The sequence below is a fragment of the Bradyrhizobium sp. Leo78 genome (assembly GCF_059512425.1).
In genome coordinates this window covers 195,079-215,476 of the sequence record NZ_JCAMOT010000006.1, presented here as the reverse complement: position 1 = coordinate 215,476, position 20,398 = coordinate 195,079, and the positions used below count along the sequence as shown (strand labels likewise).

General features: G+C 62.2%; 18 protein-coding genes. 5 read left to right on the top strand and 13 right to left on the bottom strand.

Annotated elements, in window-relative coordinates; translation table 11 throughout:
- Positions 1-6: 6 nt before the first annotated feature.
- The gene (locus AC5ZG1_RS10490; RefSeq protein ID WP_130227809.1) at positions 7-1,170 is read left to right on the top strand and encodes a PepSY-associated TM helix domain-containing protein; all 1,164 of its coding nucleotides are present in this window, start codon (positions 7-9) and stop codon (positions 1,168-1,170) included.
- A complete protein-coding gene (locus tag AC5ZG1_RS10485) occupies positions 1,170-1,364 on the top strand; it encodes a hypothetical protein (RefSeq protein WP_028165250.1) in 195 nt (64 codons plus the stop codon). Before AC5ZG1_RS10490 ends, AC5ZG1_RS10485 begins: the two co-directional genes overlap by 1 nt.
- 12 nt (positions 1,365-1,376) lie before the next feature.
- Here the strand turns inward: AC5ZG1_RS10485 and AC5ZG1_RS10480 are convergent, their stop codons facing one another.
- Positions 1,377-2,786 carry an aminotransferase-like domain-containing protein gene (locus AC5ZG1_RS10480; protein WP_496132790.1) on the bottom strand — a complete coding sequence of 470 codons (1,410 nt, stop codon included), beginning with the start codon at positions 2,784-2,786 and terminating at the stop codon, positions 1,377-1,379.
- 46 nt (positions 2,787-2,832) lie between these two features.
- Here AC5ZG1_RS10480 and AC5ZG1_RS10475 point away from each other — a divergent pair, with 46 nt between their 5' ends.
- Together AC5ZG1_RS10475 and AC5ZG1_RS10470 are read left to right on the top strand one after the other, a co-directional pair.
- Positions 2,833-3,279, top strand: a complete 447-nt coding sequence (locus AC5ZG1_RS10475) for a DUF983 domain-containing protein (protein ID WP_456645321.1) — start codon at positions 2,833-2,835, stop codon at positions 3,277-3,279.
- A gap of 500 nt (positions 3,280-3,779) precedes the next feature.
- Positions 3,780-4,601, top strand: a complete 822-nt coding sequence (locus tag AC5ZG1_RS10470) for a class I SAM-dependent methyltransferase (protein ID WP_496132789.1) — start codon at positions 3,780-3,782, stop codon at positions 4,599-4,601.
- A 4-nt stretch (positions 4,602-4,605) separates the two neighbouring features.
- Here AC5ZG1_RS10470 and AC5ZG1_RS10465 read toward each other — a convergent pair whose 3' ends face one another.
- From AC5ZG1_RS10465 to AC5ZG1_RS10450, 4 genes are read right to left on the bottom strand one after another with little or no spacing between them, the layout of a single operon-like run.
- Positions 4,606-5,019: a hypothetical protein gene (locus tag AC5ZG1_RS10465; protein ID WP_496132788.1), complete on the bottom strand. Its 414-nt coding sequence runs from the start codon at positions 5,017-5,019 to the stop codon at positions 4,606-4,608.
- Entirely contained in the window at positions 5,016-6,191 is a 1,176-nt protein-coding gene (locus AC5ZG1_RS10460) for a glycosyltransferase family 4 protein (protein WP_496132787.1), read from the bottom strand. The genes AC5ZG1_RS10465 and AC5ZG1_RS10460 overlap by 4 nt, the downstream gene beginning before the upstream one ends.
- Positions 6,192-6,200: 9 nt before the next feature.
- A complete protein-coding gene (locus tag AC5ZG1_RS10455; RefSeq protein ID WP_496132786.1) occupies positions 6,201-7,475 on the bottom strand; it encodes a glycosyltransferase in 1,275 nt (424 codons plus the stop codon).
- Entirely contained in the window at positions 7,472-8,269 is a 798-nt protein-coding gene (locus tag AC5ZG1_RS10450) for a WecB/TagA/CpsF family glycosyltransferase (protein WP_496132785.1), read from the bottom strand. Before AC5ZG1_RS10450 ends, AC5ZG1_RS10455 begins: the two co-directional genes overlap by 4 nt.
- A gap of 206 nt (positions 8,270-8,475) precedes the next feature.
- Here AC5ZG1_RS10450 and AC5ZG1_RS10445 point away from each other — a divergent pair, with 206 nt between their 5' ends.
- Positions 8,476-9,579, top strand: coding sequence for an endo-1,4-beta-xylanase (locus tag AC5ZG1_RS10445; RefSeq protein WP_028165255.1), 1,104 nt, complete (start codon positions 8,476-8,478; stop codon positions 9,577-9,579).
- Between the two features lie 8 nt (positions 9,580-9,587).
- On the opposite strand, the gene AC5ZG1_RS10440 is transcribed toward AC5ZG1_RS10445, so the two are convergent.
- The 8 genes from AC5ZG1_RS10440 to AC5ZG1_RS10405 form a co-directional block, all read right to left on the bottom strand.
- Positions 9,588-11,024 carry a lipopolysaccharide biosynthesis protein gene (locus AC5ZG1_RS10440; RefSeq protein WP_496132784.1) on the bottom strand — a complete coding sequence of 479 codons (1,437 nt, stop codon included), beginning with the start codon at positions 11,022-11,024 and terminating at the stop codon, positions 9,588-9,590.
- A 2-nt stretch (positions 11,025-11,026) separates the two neighbouring features.
- Complete coding sequence (locus AC5ZG1_RS10435; RefSeq protein ID WP_496132783.1) at positions 11,027-12,076, bottom strand: acyltransferase family protein; 1,050 nt, start codon at positions 12,074-12,076, stop codon at positions 11,027-11,029.
- Positions 12,076-13,185: an acyltransferase family protein gene (locus tag AC5ZG1_RS10430; protein ID WP_496132782.1), complete on the bottom strand. Its 1,110-nt coding sequence runs from the start codon at positions 13,183-13,185 to the stop codon at positions 12,076-12,078. The genes AC5ZG1_RS10435 and AC5ZG1_RS10430 overlap by 1 nt, the downstream gene beginning before the upstream one ends.
- 4 nt (positions 13,186-13,189) lie before the next feature.
- Positions 13,190-14,263, bottom strand: coding sequence for a glycosyltransferase (locus AC5ZG1_RS10425; RefSeq protein ID WP_456645328.1), 1,074 nt, complete (start codon positions 14,261-14,263; stop codon positions 13,190-13,192).
- A 20-nt stretch (positions 14,264-14,283) separates the two neighbouring features.
- Positions 14,284-15,576, bottom strand: coding sequence for a VpsF family polysaccharide biosynthesis protein (locus AC5ZG1_RS10420; RefSeq protein ID WP_496132781.1), 1,293 nt, complete (start codon positions 15,574-15,576; stop codon positions 14,284-14,286).
- A gap of 77 nt (positions 15,577-15,653) precedes the next feature.
- Entirely contained in the window at positions 15,654-17,972 is a 2,319-nt protein-coding gene (locus AC5ZG1_RS10415; RefSeq protein WP_130227816.1) for a polysaccharide biosynthesis tyrosine autokinase, read from the bottom strand.
- Positions 17,953-19,224, bottom strand: coding sequence for an outer membrane beta-barrel protein (locus AC5ZG1_RS10410; protein ID WP_496132780.1), 1,272 nt, complete (start codon positions 19,222-19,224; stop codon positions 17,953-17,955). The genes AC5ZG1_RS10415 and AC5ZG1_RS10410 overlap by 20 nt, the downstream gene beginning before the upstream one ends.
- 457 nt (positions 19,225-19,681) lie before the next feature.
- Positions 19,682-20,275 (bottom strand): polysaccharide biosynthesis/export family protein, encoded by a 594-nt coding sequence (locus tag AC5ZG1_RS10405; RefSeq protein WP_496132779.1) that lies wholly within the window; start codon positions 20,273-20,275, stop codon positions 19,682-19,684.
- Positions 20,276-20,398: the final 123 nt, after the last annotated feature.

Below are 20,398 nucleotides of genomic sequence, written 5' to 3'. Positions count from 1 at the left end.
GGCAAAGTGACGGCGGCAACCAGGTCTCTTCGGCGATGGGGTTTCGTCCACAAATGGACGAGCCTCATCTGTACGGTGTTCATGCTGCTCCTGTGCATCACGGGGCTGCCGCTGATTTTCCATGAGGAGATCGACGACCTCCTGCACAGCCAGGTGAAGCCGGCTGAGGTGGCGGCGGATGCGCCGCTTGCCGATCTCGACCATCTGCTCGCCAACGCAATCGCCAATGCAGCGGGACAGGTCCCGCATTTCCTGATCTGGGACCGGGACGATCCGAACGCGATGTTCGTCAGCGTCGGGCCTTCGATCACGTCCGATCCGAGCAAGAACCTCTTGATCCGGATGGACGCGCATACGGGCGCCTATCTGGACGCGCCCGATGTCACCGGCCGCTTCACCTACATCATGCTCAAGCTGCACACGGACATGTTCGCAGGCCTGCCGGGCAAGCTCTTCCTCGGCCTGATGGGCATCCTGTTCTGTGTCGCCATCATCTCCGGCATCGTGGTCTATGCGCCCTCGATGCGGAAGCTGAGCTTCGGCACGTATCGCGCCGGCCGCACGCGCGTGGTGCGCTGGCTCGACGTCCACAACCTTGCCGGCATCCTTCTCGTTGCGTGGACGCTGGTGGTCGGCTTCACCGGCGTCATCAACACATGGGCCGACCTGGTCCTGAAGATGTGGCAGTATGGGCAGCTTGCCGAGATGACCGCGCAATATCGCGATCGCTCGGTGCCCGCGAAGCTGACGTCGGTCAATGCAGCGGTCGAGGTGGCGGCGCATGCGGTGCCGGGGATGACGCCAAGCTTCGTCGCATTCCCCGGCTCGATCTTCAGCAGCAAGAGCCACTACGCGGTATTCCTGCGCGGCAACACGCCGCTCACCTCGCGCCTTTTGAAGCCGGCCCTGGTCGACGCCGAGACCGGCACGCTCACCGACAGCCGCGATATGCCCTGGTACGTCTCGACGCTGTTCATTTCCCAGCCGCTGCATTTCGGCGACTATGGCGGCATGCCGCTCAAGATCCTCTGGGCACTGCTCGACGTGCTCACGATCATCATCCTCGGCACCGGCATCTATTTGTGGGTGCGGCGGCGAAGGGCAGGGGTCAGCGTCGATCGCGTGATCGCGCGCTCCTCCAACCTCGAAAGTCCCGCATTGTCGTCCTGATGACGTCGCGCAAACCCATGCATCGCACGCTTCGACAGATCTTTATCGCGCCCCTGCTGGTCGCGATCGTCAGCACGCTTGGCCTCGTCGGCGCGCTCGTGGGAGACGGTTGGTGGGATGCCCTCTCATGGGTCACCCTGGCCGTCCCGGTTGTCCTCTATTCGCTCTTCATCTGGTGGCGAAAGCCGAATTGAGCGGCCGGCGCCTCAGACGATCTGTGTTGCCATGACAGACAATTTCATGGCCGCCGCGAGCACCTGCATGGCCTGGCTGACATCGGCGCGGTTGCGCGCCGCGCCAAGGGAGACACGGATCCCGCGCGGCGGCTTGTCAATGACGGCGAAGGCATCTTCGCCGACAACGGCAAGCCCGTGGCGCAGCAGATGCGAAAGCAGGTCCATCCGATTCCAGGATGGCGGTAGCTCCAGCCAAAGGTGATGGCTGGTGGGACGGGATGCGAAAGCGATGCCCTTCAGGATACGTCCCGCCAGTTGCTGTCGTCCCTTGGCTTCGTTGCGCACTGCCTCGATGATCTCATCGGCGATGCCGTTTCGGATCCAGTGGGTGAGGAGCGCGACCATCAGGGGTGGTGACATCTGCATCGTCGCCTGCAATCCGCTGCGCATGGTCTGCGCGGCGGTGGGATCGGGTGCCAGCAGATAGGCGACGCGCAGTCCCGGAGCGATGCATTTCGACGTGCTGGCGGCGAAATAGCTCCGCTCGGGAATCAGGTTTGCGATCGGCGAAGCTGACGGCTCGAGCAGACCATAGGCGTCGTCCTCGATCAGGAAGGTCCCGGCATGGCGGATGATTTCGGCGATGGCCTTACGGCGCGCCGGGCCTGCGGTGGCGGTCGTCGGATTCTGCTGCGTTGGCACCAGATAGACGGCCTTCGGCTTGTACTTGCGGCATGCATCCTTGAGCGCATCCGGCCGCGCGCCTTGTTCGTCCATCGGCAAGCCGATCAGGCGAACGCCCAATCGGGCGGCGGCTGTCTTCAGGCCGGGATAGGTGAGTGCCTCGGTCAGAACCACGTCGCCGGGCGAGGTGAGGGCGAGAAGCGCATTGAACACGATGGCCTGCGATCCCGGAAAGATCACGAGACGTTCGGCATCCGCATCCGTCACGCGATGGCGCAGCCAGTTTGCCGCCGTCTCCAGCTCGGGATCGCTGCCGCCTGGTTTTGAATAGGTCAGGAATGCGCCGAAGCCGCTCTCCCTGCGTATCGTCTCCAACCCCTGCGCGATGCGAAGATCCAGATTGGCTTCCACCGGTTGAGGCGGAAGATTCATCGAAAGGTCGATCGTGACTTGCGCGGGAACGTGCGACGGCGAACGCACCGTCGTCTCCGAGACGAACGTGCCCTGACCGACCCTGGCGTCCAGCAGGCCGCGCCGGCGCGCTTCGCCGTAGGCGCGGGTGACGGTGGTGAGATCGATGCCGAGCTCGGTGGCGAGCGCGCGGTGCGTCGGCAGCCTTTGTCCGCGAACAAGCCGGCCGCTCTCGATGTCGGACGCCAGCGCATCGACGATCCGCATGAACAGGGGGCCTTGCCATTCGGAAAGTGTAGGGACCCAATCCATACAATAGGCCTGTTTGTCTTTGATTGTATCCATACATTCTCGTACTGTATGGACATGCCTCAGGTCAAGGAATTCAGCGATGACACAGCCAGTTTCGGTTGCCCGAGCCGCATTGCGCGGCTTCACCATGCGATGCCCCAATTGCGGGAAGGGGCACCTTTTCCGCCGGTTCCTGAAGGTCGTGGATCACTGCGAAGTCTGCGGCGAGGACTACACGCCGCAGCGTGCCGATGACTTTCCCGCCTATCTCGTCATCGTCGTGGTCGGACATGTGGTCGTGCCGGCTTTGCTCGCCGTCGAGATGGCTTACGCGCCGCCGGCGTGGCTGCAACTCGCGATATGGCTGCCCTTTACGCTGTTCGCATCGCTCGCGCTGCTTCAGCCGACGAAAGGCGCGATCGTTGGCCTTCAGTGGCAAACGGGAATGCATGATTTCGCGCAATCAAAGAATCGAAGGTCGGCTAATTCCGCAAAATCCACCCCGTCCACCGACACCACTTCGCTGAAGAGGCAGGCGCTTACCTGAACGCTGCTCGAACTGGCCTGTGGGCAGAGAAGCTCCGTGAGCCATTTTCACGTAATGAGCCCATCACCAAGATCGTAGCAACAATCGGCCCGGCCATCGTGCTGACAATTTGAAGAAACATTCTCACGTTCGAAAGCGCGGGCCTGCGTCGGTGCGTGGCCTGACCGGCGGCAGGCATATTGTGGCTTGCTGAAGGCAAGTCCATGCGCCCATCAGACAGAACCATCCAACCCCGCACGCGTTTGCTTGTTGCGTCGCCGACGTGCCGCAATCTGCAACAAAAAATCACAACTAGTTCCTAGGGCGGAACCCAGGAACATCGCTTGAACGAAGGGGCTTCATTGGATTCCTCTGTCACTGACCGATTGGACACGTGGGCGCAGACCGATTGGTGGCGGCGCGCGGTTCGCTGTCCCCGTTGTGCGGCGTCGCTGCGCGAGATCGACGCGCGGCTGTTCTGTTCCGACGCGACGTGTGAATACTCTAGAAGCGGGTTTCCGGTGGTCGAGGACCAGCCGGTGCTGATCGATTTCGCCGCCAGCGTCTTCGAGCGCGGAATGTATGGTGGCGGCAATGGTTCGGTCTTTCACCGCGACGTGTCGCGCCGCTCGATCAGTTCGCGCCTCCATCAGCTCACCTTCGGCGGCAATCACGTGGCGCAATCCAACTGTGCACGCTTCGTCGAGCTCCTGAAGCAGGAATGCGAACGGCCGGTCGTGCTCGTCATCGGCGGAGGTGCGGTTGGCGACGGCGCCGACGAACTCTACGCGGATGACTCCATCGAGTTGATCGGAACAGATGTTTACGCGTCGCCCTATACGCTGCTGGTGGCCGACGCGCACCGGCTGCCGTTCGAGGATGGCGTGTTTGACGGCGTCTGGATCCAGGCCGTGCTCGAACACGTCCTCGAGCCTGCATCCGTCGTCAGCGAGATTCACCGCGTGCTTCGGCGCAGAGGCCTCGTCTATGCCGAAACGCCGTTCATGCAACAAGTGCATGAGCGCGGCTATGATTTCTCGCGCTTCACGCGGAGCGGCCATCGCTGGCTGTTCAAGCAGTTCGCGGAAATCCGCGCGGGCCGCGTCGGCGGCGCAGGCGTCGCGCTGGTGTGGTCGATCCGCTATTTCGCCCGTGCGCTCGGCGCCGGCGACAAGCTCTCGCGCCTGGTCGCGCTGCCGTTCTTCTGGATCCGCCTGCTCGATCCGTTGACGCGCGGCCGCCCCGGATCGGATGCGGCGAGCGGCTTCTTCTTCCTCGGACGCCGGGCGGAGCGTCCGCTCGATCCGCACGCCATGCCGCGCTACTACGACGCGCAGAAGTGACGCTTCAGGTGAGGCCTTTGATCTTCTTGCAAGGTGTCGCCGAGGTCGAGGAAAGCTGCACGATGTCGACGACGGATTTCATCGTCAGCACTTCCTTGCTGGTGAGGAAGCGCAGCGTCGCACTCGGATAGGCGTCGCAGAATTGCGACAATGTCGACGCCGTGGCAGGAATGGTGTCCTGCTTGGGAACGACCGCGATACCGCCGTCCTTGAGGATATAGGCGTCCTTCACATTCGTCATGCTGCTCGCCGCCATACAGATCTTGAACAGATCGTTGTAGGATTGGGGCGGCAACTTCAGATCGCCGCCGAGGCTACCCAACAAGTATTCGCGGCTTCGGCGGCAGTTGTCGGCGCCGGCGTGTGCCGTGCCGGTGGCGAGCACAAGCAGGATCGCGGCGGCGGCGATCCGCCTCATGCCGTCACCACCTCGGCCTGCGGCGCAGGCCGCTCGTTCCGAGCCAGTCCGTAGGTCGCGGCAGCGCAACGTTCCCAGGACAATGCGCGTGCATGGGCCAGCGCGCCTGCGGCAAGGCTCGCACGCAGTTCGTCATTCTCGGCAAACCTGGCGATCGCCGCGGAAATGCTGTCGATATCGGGCGCAACAAGAATGCCGCTTTGATCCGGCAGCACAGCGTCGGGAACGCCGCCGACAGCCGTCGCAACACTCGGCACGCCGCCGGCACCGGCCTCGAGATAGACCAGCCCGAATCCCTCGACCCGGCCGGAGGAATCCGGAAGGCCCGTCAGGCAGAACAGATCAGCCGCGCCATAGATGTCGCGGATCTCTTCATTCGGCAGCGGACCGAGCAGGCGGACATCGCAGTTCGCGGTTTCGATCAAGCGCTGGAGTTCGTTGACATAGTCGGCCTCGCCATTCGGGCCGATCACGAGCCAGGTGATACGCTGGCGCAACCGCTCGGGGAGGCGCGCCAGTGCCGCGAGCGTCAGATGATGTCCTTTGCGGTGGGTGATCCGCGCGACGGTGACTATGACCAGCCGCTCCGGCGCCAGTCCAAGGCCGGCGCGGATGTCCGCACGATTGCGTCGCTCGCCGAACCAGAAGTCGGAAACGCCGAGACTGATCGCGCTGATTTGTCCTGCGTCAACGGCAAACCGTTCTCGGAACAGATCCCTGGTGTAGCGGCTGTTCGCCACGATCTCCGTCCGCGGGCCGAACACGCCGGCGCTGCGGATTGCAAATCGCTTCAACGGTGTCTGGGTTTCGTTGATCTCGGTGCCGTGCACGGTCATCAGCACGCGTGCCGGCGTCTGCCAGCGCGACAATGCGACGGGAATGAAGAACGGCCAATCGGCCGCATGGATCACATCGTATGGATGCTCCCGAACCTTGTTGCGTGCCAGCAGCATTTTCCCCGGCAGCTCCTTCATCGAATGCAGGCCACCGGCAAAGCGGACCACTTCGAACGGCAGCGTGCGATCGCGGCCTGCATTGTCCTGTCCGTAGTCCGGCGCAACCACGGTGACGCGCGCGCCGAGCCGGGCCGCGGCGGCGGCGATTTCCCCTGCATAGGTGCCGATCCCGCCCATGGCGGGAGCAAACTCACTGGTCAGCAGCAGGATGTTCACGTCGATGCCTCAAGAGGCCGTGGCGGCGGCGAAGCCGCGGGCGTCCTGAATTTCCTGGTGGTAGCGGTACACGCGCGCCAGTTGCGTGGCCGGCGTGAAGTCCTGGATCGCATCGGCGACCTGCTCGGGCGTGATCTTGCCGCCGTCGATGGCGTCGCGGACATCGATGAAGCGCTGTGCGAGAGTCTCCACCATCTCGTCGCGGCTGCCATCGCGTGTCACCAGATAGCCGCTCTGGCCATCATGGATGACGGACTCGAGCTGCGGCAGATGCATCGCGACAACGGGACGGCCGACCGCAAGCGTTTCCAGAACGCAGCGCGGCATGCCCTCGAATTCGGAGGTGAGGATGCCCGCATGCGCCTCCGCCAGCGTCTTCGCCATGCCCGTGGCATCCTTGAAGCCGTGGCGAATGGTGATGTCCTCGATCGCGGCAAACTCGCTGAAGCGATGCGGGTCGCTGGTGCCGATATAGTGAAAGCGGATCGGGCCGTTCAGCCGCTGTCGCAATCGCTCGATGGTGCGGAACATCAGCGGCGGGTCCTTGAATTCGTCGAGCCTGCCGGCGAACACGATTTGGAATGGCGACATGCTCTCCGGGAACGGCTGCGGCTGGAAGATGTCGGTATTGACCCAGGTCCACAGCGTATCGATCTTGTCCTTGCTGCGCGGATAGGTCTTCTGCATCCGCTCGGTGATGAATGGATTAACGCAGAGGAACTTCTCGCTCATCGTCACGGCGAACCGCTCGCCGGTATTGTGCACGAAGGAATATTTCCGGAGCAGCGAATCCATCTGCAGTTTCGGCGCGCCCTCGCCATGTAGCATCTGCACGAAGGGGAGACGCAAGATCGCCGGCAGCCAGGAGAACTCAACCCGACGTAAATCGATCGAGCATCGCCGTGTCCGTACCAGCCGTGCGATCTGGCCGAAATGACGCAGCAGTGCCACGAAGAACTGGCCTGTCAACGAGGAACGAATGGTGCGCGCGGCTTCACGCGCCTGGGCATCGCTGTAGCGAAGGATCGGAAGGAAATCGAAGGTGCGGCCGCGGAATGTGACCCGGTGCACTTCGCCGAGGGTGAGGTCACCGATCGAATCCACGCCGACGAACAGGATGTCGGTGTTGTCAGGATGGAAGGTGATGAAGTCGCGGATATAGGTCTCGAGCCCGCCGACCTTTTGGCCGCGCGGATCGAACGGATGGAGCAGGCAGATCTGATAGCGTGGCCGAACGCGGCTTGCATTGCGGGCGCGCAGCGCCAGTGTGACGGTCGAGGTCATGCGGTCTTCCGGATTCGTGCGTTGATGATCTGGGGCAGCGTGCGCGCAACGAGTCCCGGAACGGCGGCCATGCAGCGGGCATAGCGCGGTCCGAGCCGGCTTGGGTTGTTCAGCATGCGCCAAGCCCATTCGAGTCCGGCCTTCTGGGTAACCGACGGCGCGCGCTTCTGCGTGCCGGCGATGAAATCGAGCGCCGCGCCGATGCACAACACACCAGTGCCATCGAGCTCGTCGAGGCAGCGCGCGGCAAATACCTCCTGGCGGGGCGCGCCGAGCGCAACGAAACAGAGTCTTGCACCGGACTCGCGGATCAGTTCGATCGCATGATCGGCCTCGGCGGAATAAGGATCGAAGTTGGGGCCGGGCGCATACCATCCCACAACTTGCAGGCCCTGGAACCGTTCCGACAGACGTTGCGCGGTCATCTTCAATGTCGCGTCATTCGACCCAAGCAGGAATACAGGAAGGCCCTTCTTTCGCGCTTCCTCGCAGAGCGGTTCCACGAGATCGGCGCCGGTGGTCCGCTCGATACGCGTGCCAAGCAAACGCGACAGCACGACGATCGGGAACCCGTCCGCCGTCACAAATTTTGCACGACGATAGGCGGCACGGAAGTCAGGCCGCTGTTGCAGTTGAACGACATGATCGAGATTCAACGTGCATACGCTGAAGTTTTCGCCTTGCTGCGCAGCCGATACGATCGAGTTCACCGCTTCGGGAAGTGAACCAATGTTGATGGAGATGCCATCAACATTGAGATTGGATGTCGCAGGCTGCGTCTGTATTTCCGGCATGTCGATCTCCAGGTGCGAGAGAAGCCGAGGTGCGCTGATGGAAGTCGTCGGCATGCTCAATGCTTGTGCGATGGGAACTCGCATCTCGAAGACTCTTCCTCGACGAGCGGCGTCACGAAATAGAACTATTGCGTCGCAACGATGGCGATGCCGCTGTGCAAAAATGATTCAGCGCAACGAATGCATTCACTTGATGGAGAGCAGCCATGCAGATGTCGCGACGAAGTGCACTCGCCATTCTCGCAGCCTCAGGCGTAGCCGCGCGTGCAGGAATTTCAACTGCGGCGCCGGCGCAAGGACAGAGTCTCGGTGCAATCGCTGCACAACATGGCTTTGCCTTTGGCGCTGCCGCTGGCCCCGTGATCGACAAGGATCTTGCGTATCGCGAGCTTTACACAACGCAAACGCGCATCATCACAACTGACGTTGCGATGAAAATGGGCACGATCGCGCCACAACCCGGCCCCAAACGTTTCGAGAGCGCGGATCGTCTGCTGCAATTTTGTGCGAGCAATCGCATTCCGATGCGCGGTCATTGCCTGATCTGGAATGATTGGGTTCCGCAGTGGATCAAGAGCATGAGCAACGCGGAGCGTCAGGCGTTCTTCGACTCCTATATAGAAGAAGTGGTCAGCCGCTACGTCGGCAAGTTGCATTCATGGGATGTCGTCAACGAGCCGTTCTGGCCCGGCCACAAAGCGCCCGGCGGCTACAGATTAGGGCCGTGGTATGACGCTTTCGGCGGAACCGGTTACATCCGCCGTGCTTACGAACGCGCGGCCATGGTCGATAAGAAAACCAAATTTGTTCTTAACGAGGCGCAGACCGAGCGCGATGACGAGGTTGGGCACATCGTGCGCAGCGGATTGCTGCGTCTTGTCGATGAATTGAAGCAGGCTGGCGTGCCGCTCGCGGCCGTCGGCTTGCAGGGTCACCTGCAGCCACGCTATCCGCATGATCCGGGACGGTTCGTCGAGTTCCTGCATGAACTCGCATCACGCGGCGTGGACATCTACATCACCGAATTCGATGTGCGCGACGACACGTTCCCGGACGATATAGCCACCCGCGACGCGATGATCGCCGAGACTGCGGAGAAATTCCTCAACAACGCGTTGCGGGTGCCGGCGGTCAAGATGGTGATCGCCTGGGAGTTGGCGGACAATTATTCCTTCTACACGGATGCTGCCAAGAAGAAGGATCCGCTGGCGCAACGCCTGCCGCGGCCACTACCTTATGATTCATCGATGCAGCGAAAGCCGCTGTGGTTTGCGATCGCGCGCGCGTTCGAGAATGCGAAGAAAGCGTAACAGAATCGTCATGCTCCGGAATGTTGCGGGCGTGCCCGCAGCATCTTCAGGAGTGACGGTGCGTACAGCAGCGCCAGCATTGTCAGATAGACCGCCGCCCCGGCTGCGATATGTGCCGCGAGCATGATCGCATTTCGCGCTTCCGGGAACTCGCGGAGCAGCGCCGCCATCGCGACGGTCGCAACGGCAATGCGCGCCAGGTGCGCAAACGGCAGCGTCAACCCGAACAGCGAGAAGCCGATGCTGAAGCTCGCGGCGGCCGCAGCAGTCGCAGCGAGAACCGTGGCGCCTGCCGCGCCGGCAAGTCCCCAGTAGCGCAGGCACACCACGCTGAGGATCACCGTCATCGTGGCGTCGATGGCGGAGATCGCCATCATCCAGCGCGTGCGGTTATGCAGCAGGAAGACCTGGTCGCCGAAATGGGCGCGAAGGTTGCGGATCGCGCCGGCGAGTGTCGCGAGCGGCAGCACGCTCAGCGTTGCCTGCTGGAACGGCACCGCGATCAGAAGGTGTACGATCTCGAGCCGCAGCATGAAGATGCCGGTCAGGCTTGGCGCGAGAATCGCAACGAGCAGCGCGGTGTTATCGGCAAGCTGCCGCATTGCCGCCTTGCTGCCGCTTTGCTCCATGCTCTTGACTGCGAGCGGAAAGGCGGCGGCCGTCACCAGCATGGCGGCGACCGCGGCGGCGCGTTGTCCCAGTCCGTAACCGACGGCGAACAGGCCGGCGGCGGCCACACCCTGCATCTCGTTGATGATGAAGCGCGAGGCATTGAGGCCGACCCAGCCGAGCCCGCCACCGATGATCAGGGGAACGCCGTAATGCAATGCGTGCACCACGATCTCGCGATCGATCGGCCACAGGCGGCGGCCGTAGGCGATCTTCGGCAGCACGACCAGCGCAGCCGCGAGTTGCGCGACGGCGTATCCGGCCAGCGGCCATTCGGCGGATTGGCCGAACAGCTTGATCATCACGAGGCCCACGGCAAAGCCGAATGCGGGGCCGACCACCTGCTGGATCGTGTAAACCCAGATCTGCTGCTGGGCGCGGGCGCGCTCGCCGATATAGAGGTTCAGCGAACGGGTCACCACGTAGGCGACGGCCGCAAGCAGCATGCCGAAGTGCGCGTCGGGTGAAATGACGAGGCGCAGCACGACGACGATGACAATGCTCTGCAGCAGGACCGACGCCAGCAGCACCGCATTTTCGGTGCGGTAGAAGCGCGGCGCGTCGCCATCCTTATAGCGGCCGGAGAAGCGCAACGCGTATTGCGACCACCAGGCCAGGAACGCGATCTGCAGGAATTCGTGTGTGGCGGTGACTAGCGTGATGATGCCGAGCGTGTGATCGTTGACCACATGGGTCCATACGATCATCGCAATCAACTGGAACAGCGGCCCGACGAACTGCGCAGGGAGGTAGAGCAGTGTGTGGCGCAGCAACATCCTCACGCTCCCAGCCAGCGGGCAACGCGCGCGGAGGAGAACTGCTTGACCGCGCCTAGCGCAGCGATGCTGACCAGTGCCGTCAGTCCGAAAGTGATCGCAAAACTGACGGCGGGGCCGAACTGGCGCAATCCGGCGTGGTCACGCAGCAACATCACGATGAAGATGTGCCAGAGATAGATGAAATAGCTGCCCGAGCCGAGGCTCGCGAGCCAGGCTGCGCTCGGCTGCAACACCAGCAGCGCAAGGCTGAACAGCGCCGCGTACAGGAAGAACGCCGTCGAGTCGTAGACTGCCGCATCGCCGATTCCGGACAGGCGCACGGCCAGATACAGCAAATAGGCGAACAGCATGGCACCGACAATGATCGCGCGCATGCTCCGCGCGGCCACGCCGGCGAACGTTGCCGTCAGCGCGCCGACAGCCATGAACGAGAACCAGAAGGGGATATCGCGCATCCGGGCTTCATCGACGAACGATTCGGCAAAGCCGAGATGGAACAGCAGGGGATCGAGGTAGCTTCCGGCGACAAGCCCGAAACCGATCGCAAGGGCGAGCAGGATTGTCATCCGCTGCTCCGTGTTCTGCCGGTCCGTTCCGGCGGCAGCATAGATCAGCCACAGCACGACGGTGCAGCCGACATAGACGAACACGTAATAGTACACGAAGACATAAGCGAGTGCGAACCGCGCCAACGTCGTGGTTACGCGATGATCCATCGCGGGATTGTGCAGGGCCATGTAGAGATAGGCGGCGATGAAGGCGATCGAATAGGGGATCACCGCCGCCTTCAGCCGCTTGAACAATGGCACACGTCCGGCGCGCGCGGTCAGGTAACCGGACGCGAACAGGAAGATGGGCACGCAGGGCCGCAGCGCGGCATCGATCGCCTTGGTCCATGCAAGATCGAGCGGCTGCGGCAGGGAATGGATCCCGATCACCATCAGGATGGCAACGCCCCGCATGGTATCGATCACGGCGTCGCGGCTCGTCGCCCGCGCATCCGCGCGGGCGTGAACGATGTCTGCCTGTGCCGACGCCGCGAGCGTCATCACGCGATCTCCCGATGGGAGATCGGTGCCGCCACCGGCTTGACGAAGCGGCGGTCGTAGAGGTCGGTCAGGTAGCGTCGTGACGGCGTCTCGAAGTATCGGTAGGACAGCACACTCACGATGCCAAGGATGATGATCGACACGGGCGCCAGGATCAGCTTGGCATCGGGAGAGGCGAAAAGCATCAGACGCGAATCCAAGGTGATGACGACGGTTGCGATAGGCATGTGCAGCATATAGCTGGAATAAGTCAGTGGCGCGAAGCGATCGAGCTCGAGCATCGATAGCAACGTATCGCGGCCGCTGCAGTCGAGTTGGATCGCGAGTACGGCGATCACGTAGACCGCAACCAGCGCAGCCATTGGCGTCAGCCACGATCCGAACAAGATGAATGCAACAAGCGTCGAAATCAGGGCGCCGCGCGTTGCGGGCCAGCGCGCGATCTGGTCGCGGTAGAGGGAACAGGCAATGCCGAGGCTGAACGCGGGAACCGCGCGGAAGGCTCCCCCCAAGTTGATCCACTCGGACCATGGCAGGGTATCCATGGTCGCTGCCCAAATGCTGTTAGCAAGCGCAGACAACGCTACGAGCGCGATGATCAGTACTTTGCGCTGCAATGTGAGCGCAACGATCAGCGGAAACAGCAGATAGCAGAACATTTCCGCCGACAATGACCAACTCGGGAAGTTGAATGTCAACCGTTCACCGACGAAAGCATGCAGCAACAGGAATTGCGCCGGCAGATCGGAGAACGAATAGCGCCCGGGATTGTCCGTGTGCGCGATGCCAAACGAAAGCGCGAAAGCAATGCCAATATAGAATGTCAGCGTGGCGAGATGCAGTGGATAGATGCGGGCGATGCGCCGCCAGAGGAAGCGTCCGATGGCGGGGCCGTCGCCGACGTCGTCATGATATTGACGCGCGATGACGAAGCCGGAAACCACGAAAAACAGGTCGACGAACAGGTTGAAATGCCAGACATGGGCGATGATGATGCGCCCGGTCGGCAGCTCCTTGAAATAATCGGAATAGTGCAAAATCACCACAGCGCAAGCGGCGATGATCCGCAGGCTGTCGAGGTGCCGCATCGCGTTGGTGGTCTTGTGCAAAAGTTTAGATCCGCTTCGGGTTGAACTGGCCAGAGGAGAGGGGGTGGGCAGCAAGGCGCGAGATCAGGTCGATCACCGCCTCGCGGTCGCCATGGGCAAGCGCGTTCCAGCGAGCAAGATTCTGCTCGGCGAGCGCGACATAGCGCGTCCGCCAATTCTGGATCGACAGCGCAGCTGCAATCTGCGCCGCGGCGGCGGTGGGCTCGGCGGGATTGATGAAGATGCCGGAGGCGTCGAGCACCTCACGGAAGATCGGCGCATCGGGTGCTGCAATCGGCAGCCCGGCATATTGCGCTTCGAGCAAGGGCAGGCCGAGCCCTTCGTCATGCGAGGTGCAGACGAACAGGTCGGCCGTATCAAGCAATTCCCTGACGCGCTCGGTCGGTTGATAATCGTGCAGCGTAACGCCCGGCATGGCTTCCAGCGCTTGCCAGTCGTCGCCCCAGCCCCGCCGGCCGACGATATCCAGCGTGGCGTCGGCAAAACCTCTTCCGCGCAGCGCCCCGACGAGCGCGGCCGCGGCCTTGAAATTCTTGCGCGGCTCGACGGTGCCGAGGGCGACCAGCCGCAGCGGTGGCGGCGCAGTCGCGCGGCCGGCGCGCTGCTCCGACTGTAATCCGAACACGTTGCGCACGGAGGGACGGTACAGCGTGATCTCGGCATCGGGTCGGGTATAGGCGGCGATCCGGCGCCTTGTATCGTTGGAGTTGGCAAGGAAGCGCGGATAGTGCCGCAGCGCCAGCTTGAAGGGACGCGCCATATAGAGCCGGGCACGTGCGTTCAGTTCGGCGGGCCTGGTCACCAGGAAATCATCGTGGATGTAGGGCAGCACGCGCGAGGCGAACGGCAGCAATAGCGGGCTCGGCGGAAAACCGGGGCACAGCAGTATCGCCGACGAGGTCGCAAGCCGCATCGGCAAGCCAAAGGTCTGGGTCGTCACCATCTGGCGCGTGCCGCGCGCGGTGACCGGCACCACATTGAGCGGAGCGAGCGCGGACGCGGAAAACAGTTCGAGCGTAATGCGCTCGAGTCCGGTGACGTGACGTCCGAGATGGGTGTTGTCGACGTAAATGTCCATACGATGTCCTGACGCCGGATTTACGCGGGAATAGGCCGGTAACGGCGCTGAGCGACGGGAGGCGGAGGGGCTGTCCGCCGATATTCGTCGCGCGGCAGCAGCACGGTGATCAGGACGATGAACTGTGCAAGCTGGATATTCTTGGACGAGAAGCTCACCGAGCTCGCAGCGATCGTCAACATCAGCAGCAGCATCGCCCAGACGCCGCGGTCGGCGCGTCGGATGATCTCGGTGAAGAGGCAAGCGAGCCCAATCGTCAGCGCAACGGTGTGGATGACGCCGAACTGCGCGATGCAGGAGATCCAGAAATTCTCGATACCATAGTCGAGGCCGAGCTGGCTCTGCAGTGAAGTCACCCGGACCGGATTGGGGCCGAGCAGCAATTCTTGCCAGTCGAAATACGACAGCAGGTGAAAGGTGGCATAGCGTGCCAGCGTGCTGCCCTTGTCGGAGGAGAAGCGCAGCAGCATCTTGTCGAAGATGCCGAGATCGAGCGCGGCAAATCCGACTGCGCCCGCTGCGAACAGCAGGCAGATCGCGAGGATCGCGGCCGAGAGCGGGATGCGCTTGCCCCGCAGCATGTGGAGCATCTCGATCCCGACAAGCAGTCCCATCACGATCAGCACGGTCACCAGCGCGGTCCGGCCGCCGAACGCCATGAGCGAGGCCAGGCTGAAGGCGATCAGCGGCACTCGTATCAGAATCGGAGGGCAGAGCGCCGGCCGCAGCAGCAGCGCCAGCACATAGCCCGCGACCACGCCCGATGCCGTGAGGGGATGGCCGAGAAACGCCGAGGAGCGCCATTCGCCGAGGACGACGATGTCGCCCATTGTCAGCGGAATCAGGCGGTGACCTGAGAAATACTCATAATAGCCGACCACGATATTCACGAGAATCGTGACATGGATCGCCCAGGCGAGCGGCCGTCGTTGCGACGGTGAGAGCTGCCAGATCGCAAGACATAACACGACCGGCGTCAAGAACGTATCGAAGATCACCGTGAACGGCCGTTCCAGCACGAACATCTGCACCAGCAGGAACAGCCAGCAGAGCAGATAGAACAAGAGGAGCTTCGATTGCGAGAACATCCGGTCGATCTCGCCGATCGGCCCGCGGCTGCGCATCAGCAGCAGGAAAAAGGCGAGGAAGGTGAAGTACGTCGTCGGATGCAGCTTCTCGTAAAAATTTCCGCCCGCCGTCAGATAGTGGATCTTCACGTTGGTGAGCATGCCCGCCGAGAGCATGAACATCGCGACGACTGCGAGCACAAGAAAGCCCGTCGCCAGCCACTCGACAAAAGTGTCGAATGTCATCCCATGCGTCCGTGCTCCGGACGTGTGCGACGCCGCGCCGGGCAGGCTTAGAGGTTGGCTGGCAAAGCCGCGCGTGTTCACCGCGCCGCTCCGGGGCTGAGGCTCGCGGTTCCGTATGGTTTGAGATAGGCGGAACTGCGGTAGTAGTCGTAGAACTGCAGGCGACTGAGGTCGACGCGCGTGAGAACGGTGCCGAGAATGCGATCGGAGACCGGCGAGAGCAGGTCGATGGTGTGGGCCAGGACCTCGCGCGGGGTCTGATCCCAGGCCAGCGCCAGGATGATGCGGTCCGCAAGCTCGGCCAGCGCCCGGCCGTCAACCAGCGGCACCAGTGGCGGCGAGTCGACGATGATCAATTCGTAGCGATGACGTAAGTGATCGAGCACATCGACGATGCGGTCGGAGAACATCAGTTCGGTGATGATCTCGGCCTGCTTGACCGCGGTCGACGGCAGCACGGACAGTCCGGTGCTTTCGTCGGTCAGGATCGCCTGGTCGATAGCCGCGCGTCCCAGGGCCACGTCCAACAATCCGATGTCGGCGCGGGGGCAGAGTGAGCGGGTGAGTTGCGGGTTGCGGAGATCGCCGTCGATCAGAAGCGTCCGGATACCCAACGTCGCCAGCGACTGCGCCAGATTGCCGGCAAGCGTGGTCTTGCCTTCGCTGTCCAGGGCCGAGGTGACGAGCACGACCCTGACCGGCTGCAGCCGCATCGTCCGTTGCAGCGCCAGGCGAACCGAGCGAATCGCTTCCGCGAAGAATGTGGCGGGCTCGTCGATCGCATAGCGCATCAAAGGCGGTTGCAAGGCGGCCGGCAACAGCTTGACCGTTCTCGGATCGTGATTTTCGAGTTCGCCCCGTCCGCGCCGCCGCGCCAATCCTGCAAGCTCCCTTGTGCCGATCAATGGCACCGCGGCGAGCGCCGGCACGCCCGATATCGACTCCGCCTGCTCCAGCGTCTTGATGCGGCCGTCGAGGTAGTCGGCCCCGAAGGCGAGCACGGTTCCCAAGCCGAGGCCGAGCATCCCGGCAAGGCCCAGGATTAGCATGGTCTTCGGCGAGGAGGGACGGATCGGAACGCTGGCTTTGGTCACCACCCGCGAATCCGGCAATTCCAGGCTTTCCTGCGACGTCGCTTCCTTCGAGCGCGCCAGATAGGATTCATAGAGCGTGCGGTTGGCTTCGGCCTCGCGCTGCAACTCATGCAGCCGTACCTGGGCCTGGCTCGAAGTATTGGATACGTTCTGCAACTGCTCCAGGCTCTGGCTCAGCGAGTTTTCGCGGGAGAGCGCCACGTCGTAATCGTGCTTGGTGCTCTCGAGGATCCGCTTGATTTCCTCGTTGATCAGCCGCTGGGTGTCCTTGAGCTGCGCGCGCACATTGGTGACGAGCGGATGCCGCGCGCCGTATTTGCTGGAGAGATCGGCCTCGTTCTTGGCAATGTCGGCATATTGCGTGCGCAACTTCGTGATCATATCCGACGAAATCGCCGCATTGATTCCGCCGGGGTCGCCACCGGATTTGGCGATCTGCTGCACCTGGTCGTATTTGGCGCGCGCCTCCGCGGTCTGCACCCGCGCGGCGATCAGCTTGTTGTTGAGGTCGGTGATCTGCTGGTCGTTGACGGTCACGCCCTGCGACACCGTCAGATTGTTGGCGGATCGGAAATCCTCAACCGCCTTCTCGGAGGCGACGACCCTCGATTTGAGATCGTTGATCTGGCCGCCGAGCCAGTTAGCCGCGATGCGGGTCGCGTCATTCTTGGCGCGGACCTGATCCTCGAAATAGGCGTCCGCGACCGCGTTGGCGATAATAGCGGCTTTCGACGGCGATTCCGAGCTGACATTGATATCGACCAGGAAGGTCGTGCCTTGCCGAGTCACCTTCATGCGCTTCTGCAGGATTTCGATCGAACGCGCGCGCGCCGCGTCTTGCGGATCCGCCGCGCCTTCGGGCGCAGCCGAGGCGAACAGCCGCTTGATCGGATCGAGGAGGCCTGGTGTCGGTATGAATTCCGGATCTTGCGTCAGCTTCAGCCTGCGGACCACACGGTCCAGGATCGCGATCGACTGGATCAGCAATGACTGGCTTTCGATGGTTGCATCATCGGTGCCATAGTTCGAAAGCGCGGTCTGGCTGTTGGTCTCGACAGCGGCGGCTCGGCGTGGATCGACCAGCACGGTCGCGGTTGCCGTATATAAAGTCGTGGCCAGCAGGCAGTAGGTCAGCCCGAGTGCGACCAGCACGACGGCGGGCAGGATGGCAAGCTTGTAGCGGCGGCGCAGGATACGCGCCATCTCGCGCAGATCGACGGTCGGAGCCTGCCAGCGACTTGCGGCAGGTTCCGTCCTCTCTTCCGGAGGGCGAGGCAGGTGCTCAGAACTGCGTTGTAACATTCAATCCCACCAGGTGTTTGTCGTAGCTGAAAGTCGGAATGTTGCTTTCGCGCGACGTGAAGCGGTAGTAGACCGCGATCGCGGCGAAACGATTCAGCAGATATTTGACGCGGGCATCGGACGTGGTGACCTGATCCTTGCGCGGCTGCCCGAAGAAGCGGTCGATCTCATAGGCGCCGTAGAACGAAACGATGACGTTGCGACGGAACTCATAGTCCAGCCCGAACTGCACGGCGTTGGCGAGCACGCCGCTCGCACTCGTGACGGAAGTCTCCGTGACGATCTGCTCGGCGTTGAAGTGAACGTCGATCATCCGCGTCGGGCTCCAGGTCAGCCTGGCGTGATAGGTCGGGCCTGCGATCGTGCCGATAGTCGGATCGACGAACTGTTGCTGCACATAGCCGAAGCCGATTTCGCCGGTGATCAGGCGCGCCAGTCCGAGGGTGACGCCGGTGAGCGCACGATAGCCCTGGGAGCTCAGCGGCTGGAGAGGCTGGCCGCGGAGGTCGCGCACATTGCCCTCGGCGCTGCCGAACCAGCCAAGGGTCTCGGAAAACGCATAATCGATCCGGCTATGGAGCGAGTAGATCTGTCCGTCGCGGGCATCCTGGTTGATGGTCCTGCCATCCTGCGACACGGTCGAGCCGTAGTCGTAGGAATCGGTGCTGAATCCGACGGAGGTGGTCAGCCGGTTGAATTCCTTGCGGAAGGTCAAGTCGCCTGAGTACCAGTTATAAGGTGTCGGCGCGATGGCGTTGGCGGGCGAACTCAGCGAGCCGACGCCCTCGTTGAGATGCGCGATCTGGAAGCTGCCCAGCAGCGCCATGTCATGAGCAATGTCGATCCAGCCATTGCCCTTCAGGCTGGCATTGGTCTGGTTGAGGCTGGAGTTCTGCTTGTAGACCGTCTCCTGGACATCGAGCTTAAGGTCGAGACCGTGCCGCTCCCATAGGCTATGGGCGCGCAACTGCGGCTCGACTACCGCCGCAACGTCACTGCGGATGTCGGTATTCGACGCGAACACGTTGCTGTCGAAGAACCCGCCGGTGATCAGCGACGGATTGAACATCCACGAGCCCGAACGAATGCCCACTGGCTCATAGCCAGGCTGCAGGCGGCCTTTCACGGGCGTGTCCTCCGGCGGTATGTCCTCACGGGTGTCAGGATCGGTCAGCTTGGGTAGCGGGGATGGCTCGAAGATTTGTTGCGCATTCCATGGCGGCGCCACCTCCTCATTCGGCCAGGGGAGCACCTGTGCTTCCGCCGGTGATCCGAGTCCAAGCATAATCGCAGTCACCGGCGCGGGTACGATCGTCAGTCCGCGGCGACCGAACGCGACGACCGAACGGGCTCGCCACCCACTCGTTCCAATCGCGTTCAACCAGCCAAATGCAGTCGTGCGTCCCATAATCCATCCCTTGCGGGAACTCTGGAGCGGTGAAGTTCTGAAGCCCGGCTGCCCGTGCTCACAAATTCACCGCCGACTGCACATTGACATGGCAGCCCTTTGCACTTGTTACGCGCGCACTACGGAGCATTGCTGGTTTGATCAGAGAACATCTTCCCGCGCATTAACGTGCGTCGCGGGAAAAAGTTTTCTGCATTGCAAAATAATACTCATCGCAAATCGACGACACTATGGCAGCGCGCATGACGTAAATGTTTACGCGCGTGATTTGCGAACGAGATTGCTCCGTCGAACGAGCCACTCAGAAGTAGCGCTCGGGAACCCGGATGTTGTCGCCAGGAAACACCAGGATCGGTGCATCGAGCGCGTAGATCTCCTCCGCTGGACTGCCCGATCGGCGCAGATAGACCTTGCCCTCGTTGGCGCGATAGGTGAATCCGCCGGCACTGGCGACCGCATCCATCACCGTCAGACCAAGGCGGTACGGATACTCGCCGGCCTTTTTGACCTCGCCGAGGATGTAATAAGGTCTGTACGCGACGATCTCGACGTTCACCTTCGGATCACGCACGATGTCCTTCGATAGCGCGGATGTGATCGCGCGTTCCAACTGCTTGGTCGTCATGCCGGACGCCCTCATGCGTCCTGCAAGTGGAATCGAGACCTGACCGCTCGCGTCGATTTCATACTCTCCCGTGATGTCGGGCTCCCCATAGACCTTCACACGCACTCTGTCGTTCGGACCGAGCACGTAGGTCCCTGTCGAGAACGCATGCGAGCCGGTTTGCGTTTGAGCCGACGCGCAAGTTGCAAAACCCGCGATACTCGCCAAAACAAACGCAAATAGAATATTACGTGGCGCCCCGCGGGCGACACGGATTGATTGTTGCTGCATGACTGCATCCCCACGAAAGTCCGTAGTAACGGCGCGGAGCATAAGTGAGCAAACAAGGCGAAAAAATGTGGGTAGTGGTTCCGCGACAGCTCCATGCGGTTCCATGATCGCGCAGCGTTAATG

Coding starts and splice junctions, on each gene's coding strand:
- AC5ZG1_RS10485 (WP_028165250.1), top strand. CDS start 1,170: ATGACGTCGCGCAAACCCATGCATCGCACGCTTCGACAGATCTTTATC.
- AC5ZG1_RS10480 (WP_496132790.1), bottom strand. CDS start 2,786: ATGGATACAATCAAAGACAAACAGGCCTATTGTATGGATTGGGTCCCT.
- AC5ZG1_RS10475 (WP_456645321.1), top strand. CDS start 2,833: ATGACACAGCCAGTTTCGGTTGCCCGAGCCGCATTGCGCGGCTTCACC.
- AC5ZG1_RS10465 (WP_496132788.1), bottom strand. CDS start 5,019: ATGAGGCGGATCGCCGCCGCCGCGATCCTGCTTGTGCTCGCCACCGGC.
- AC5ZG1_RS10455 (WP_496132786.1), bottom strand. CDS start 7,475: ATGACCTCGACCGTCACACTGGCGCTGCGCGCCCGCAATGCAAGCCGC.
- AC5ZG1_RS10450 (WP_496132785.1), bottom strand. CDS start 8,269: ATGCCGGAAATACAGACGCAGCCTGCGACATCCAATCTCAATGTTGAT.
- AC5ZG1_RS10445 (WP_028165255.1), top strand. CDS start 8,476: ATGCAGATGTCGCGACGAAGTGCACTCGCCATTCTCGCAGCCTCAGGC.
- AC5ZG1_RS10440 (WP_496132784.1), bottom strand. CDS start 11,024: ATGTTGCTGCGCCACACACTGCTCTACCTCCCTGCGCAGTTCGTCGGG.
- AC5ZG1_RS10435 (WP_496132783.1), bottom strand. CDS start 12,076: ATGACGCTCGCGGCGTCGGCACAGGCAGACATCGTTCACGCCCGCGCG.
- AC5ZG1_RS10425 (WP_456645328.1), bottom strand. CDS start 14,263: ATGGACATTTACGTCGACAACACCCATCTCGGACGTCACGTCACCGGA.
- AC5ZG1_RS10420 (WP_496132781.1), bottom strand. CDS start 15,576: ATGACATTCGACACTTTTGTCGAGTGGCTGGCGACGGGCTTTCTTGTG.
- AC5ZG1_RS10415 (WP_130227816.1), bottom strand. CDS start 17,972: ATGTTACAACGCAGTTCTGAGCACCTGCCTCGCCCTCCGGAAGAGAGG.
- AC5ZG1_RS10405 (WP_496132779.1), bottom strand. CDS start 20,275: ATGCAGCAACAATCAATCCGTGTCGCCCGCGGGGCGCCACGTAATATT.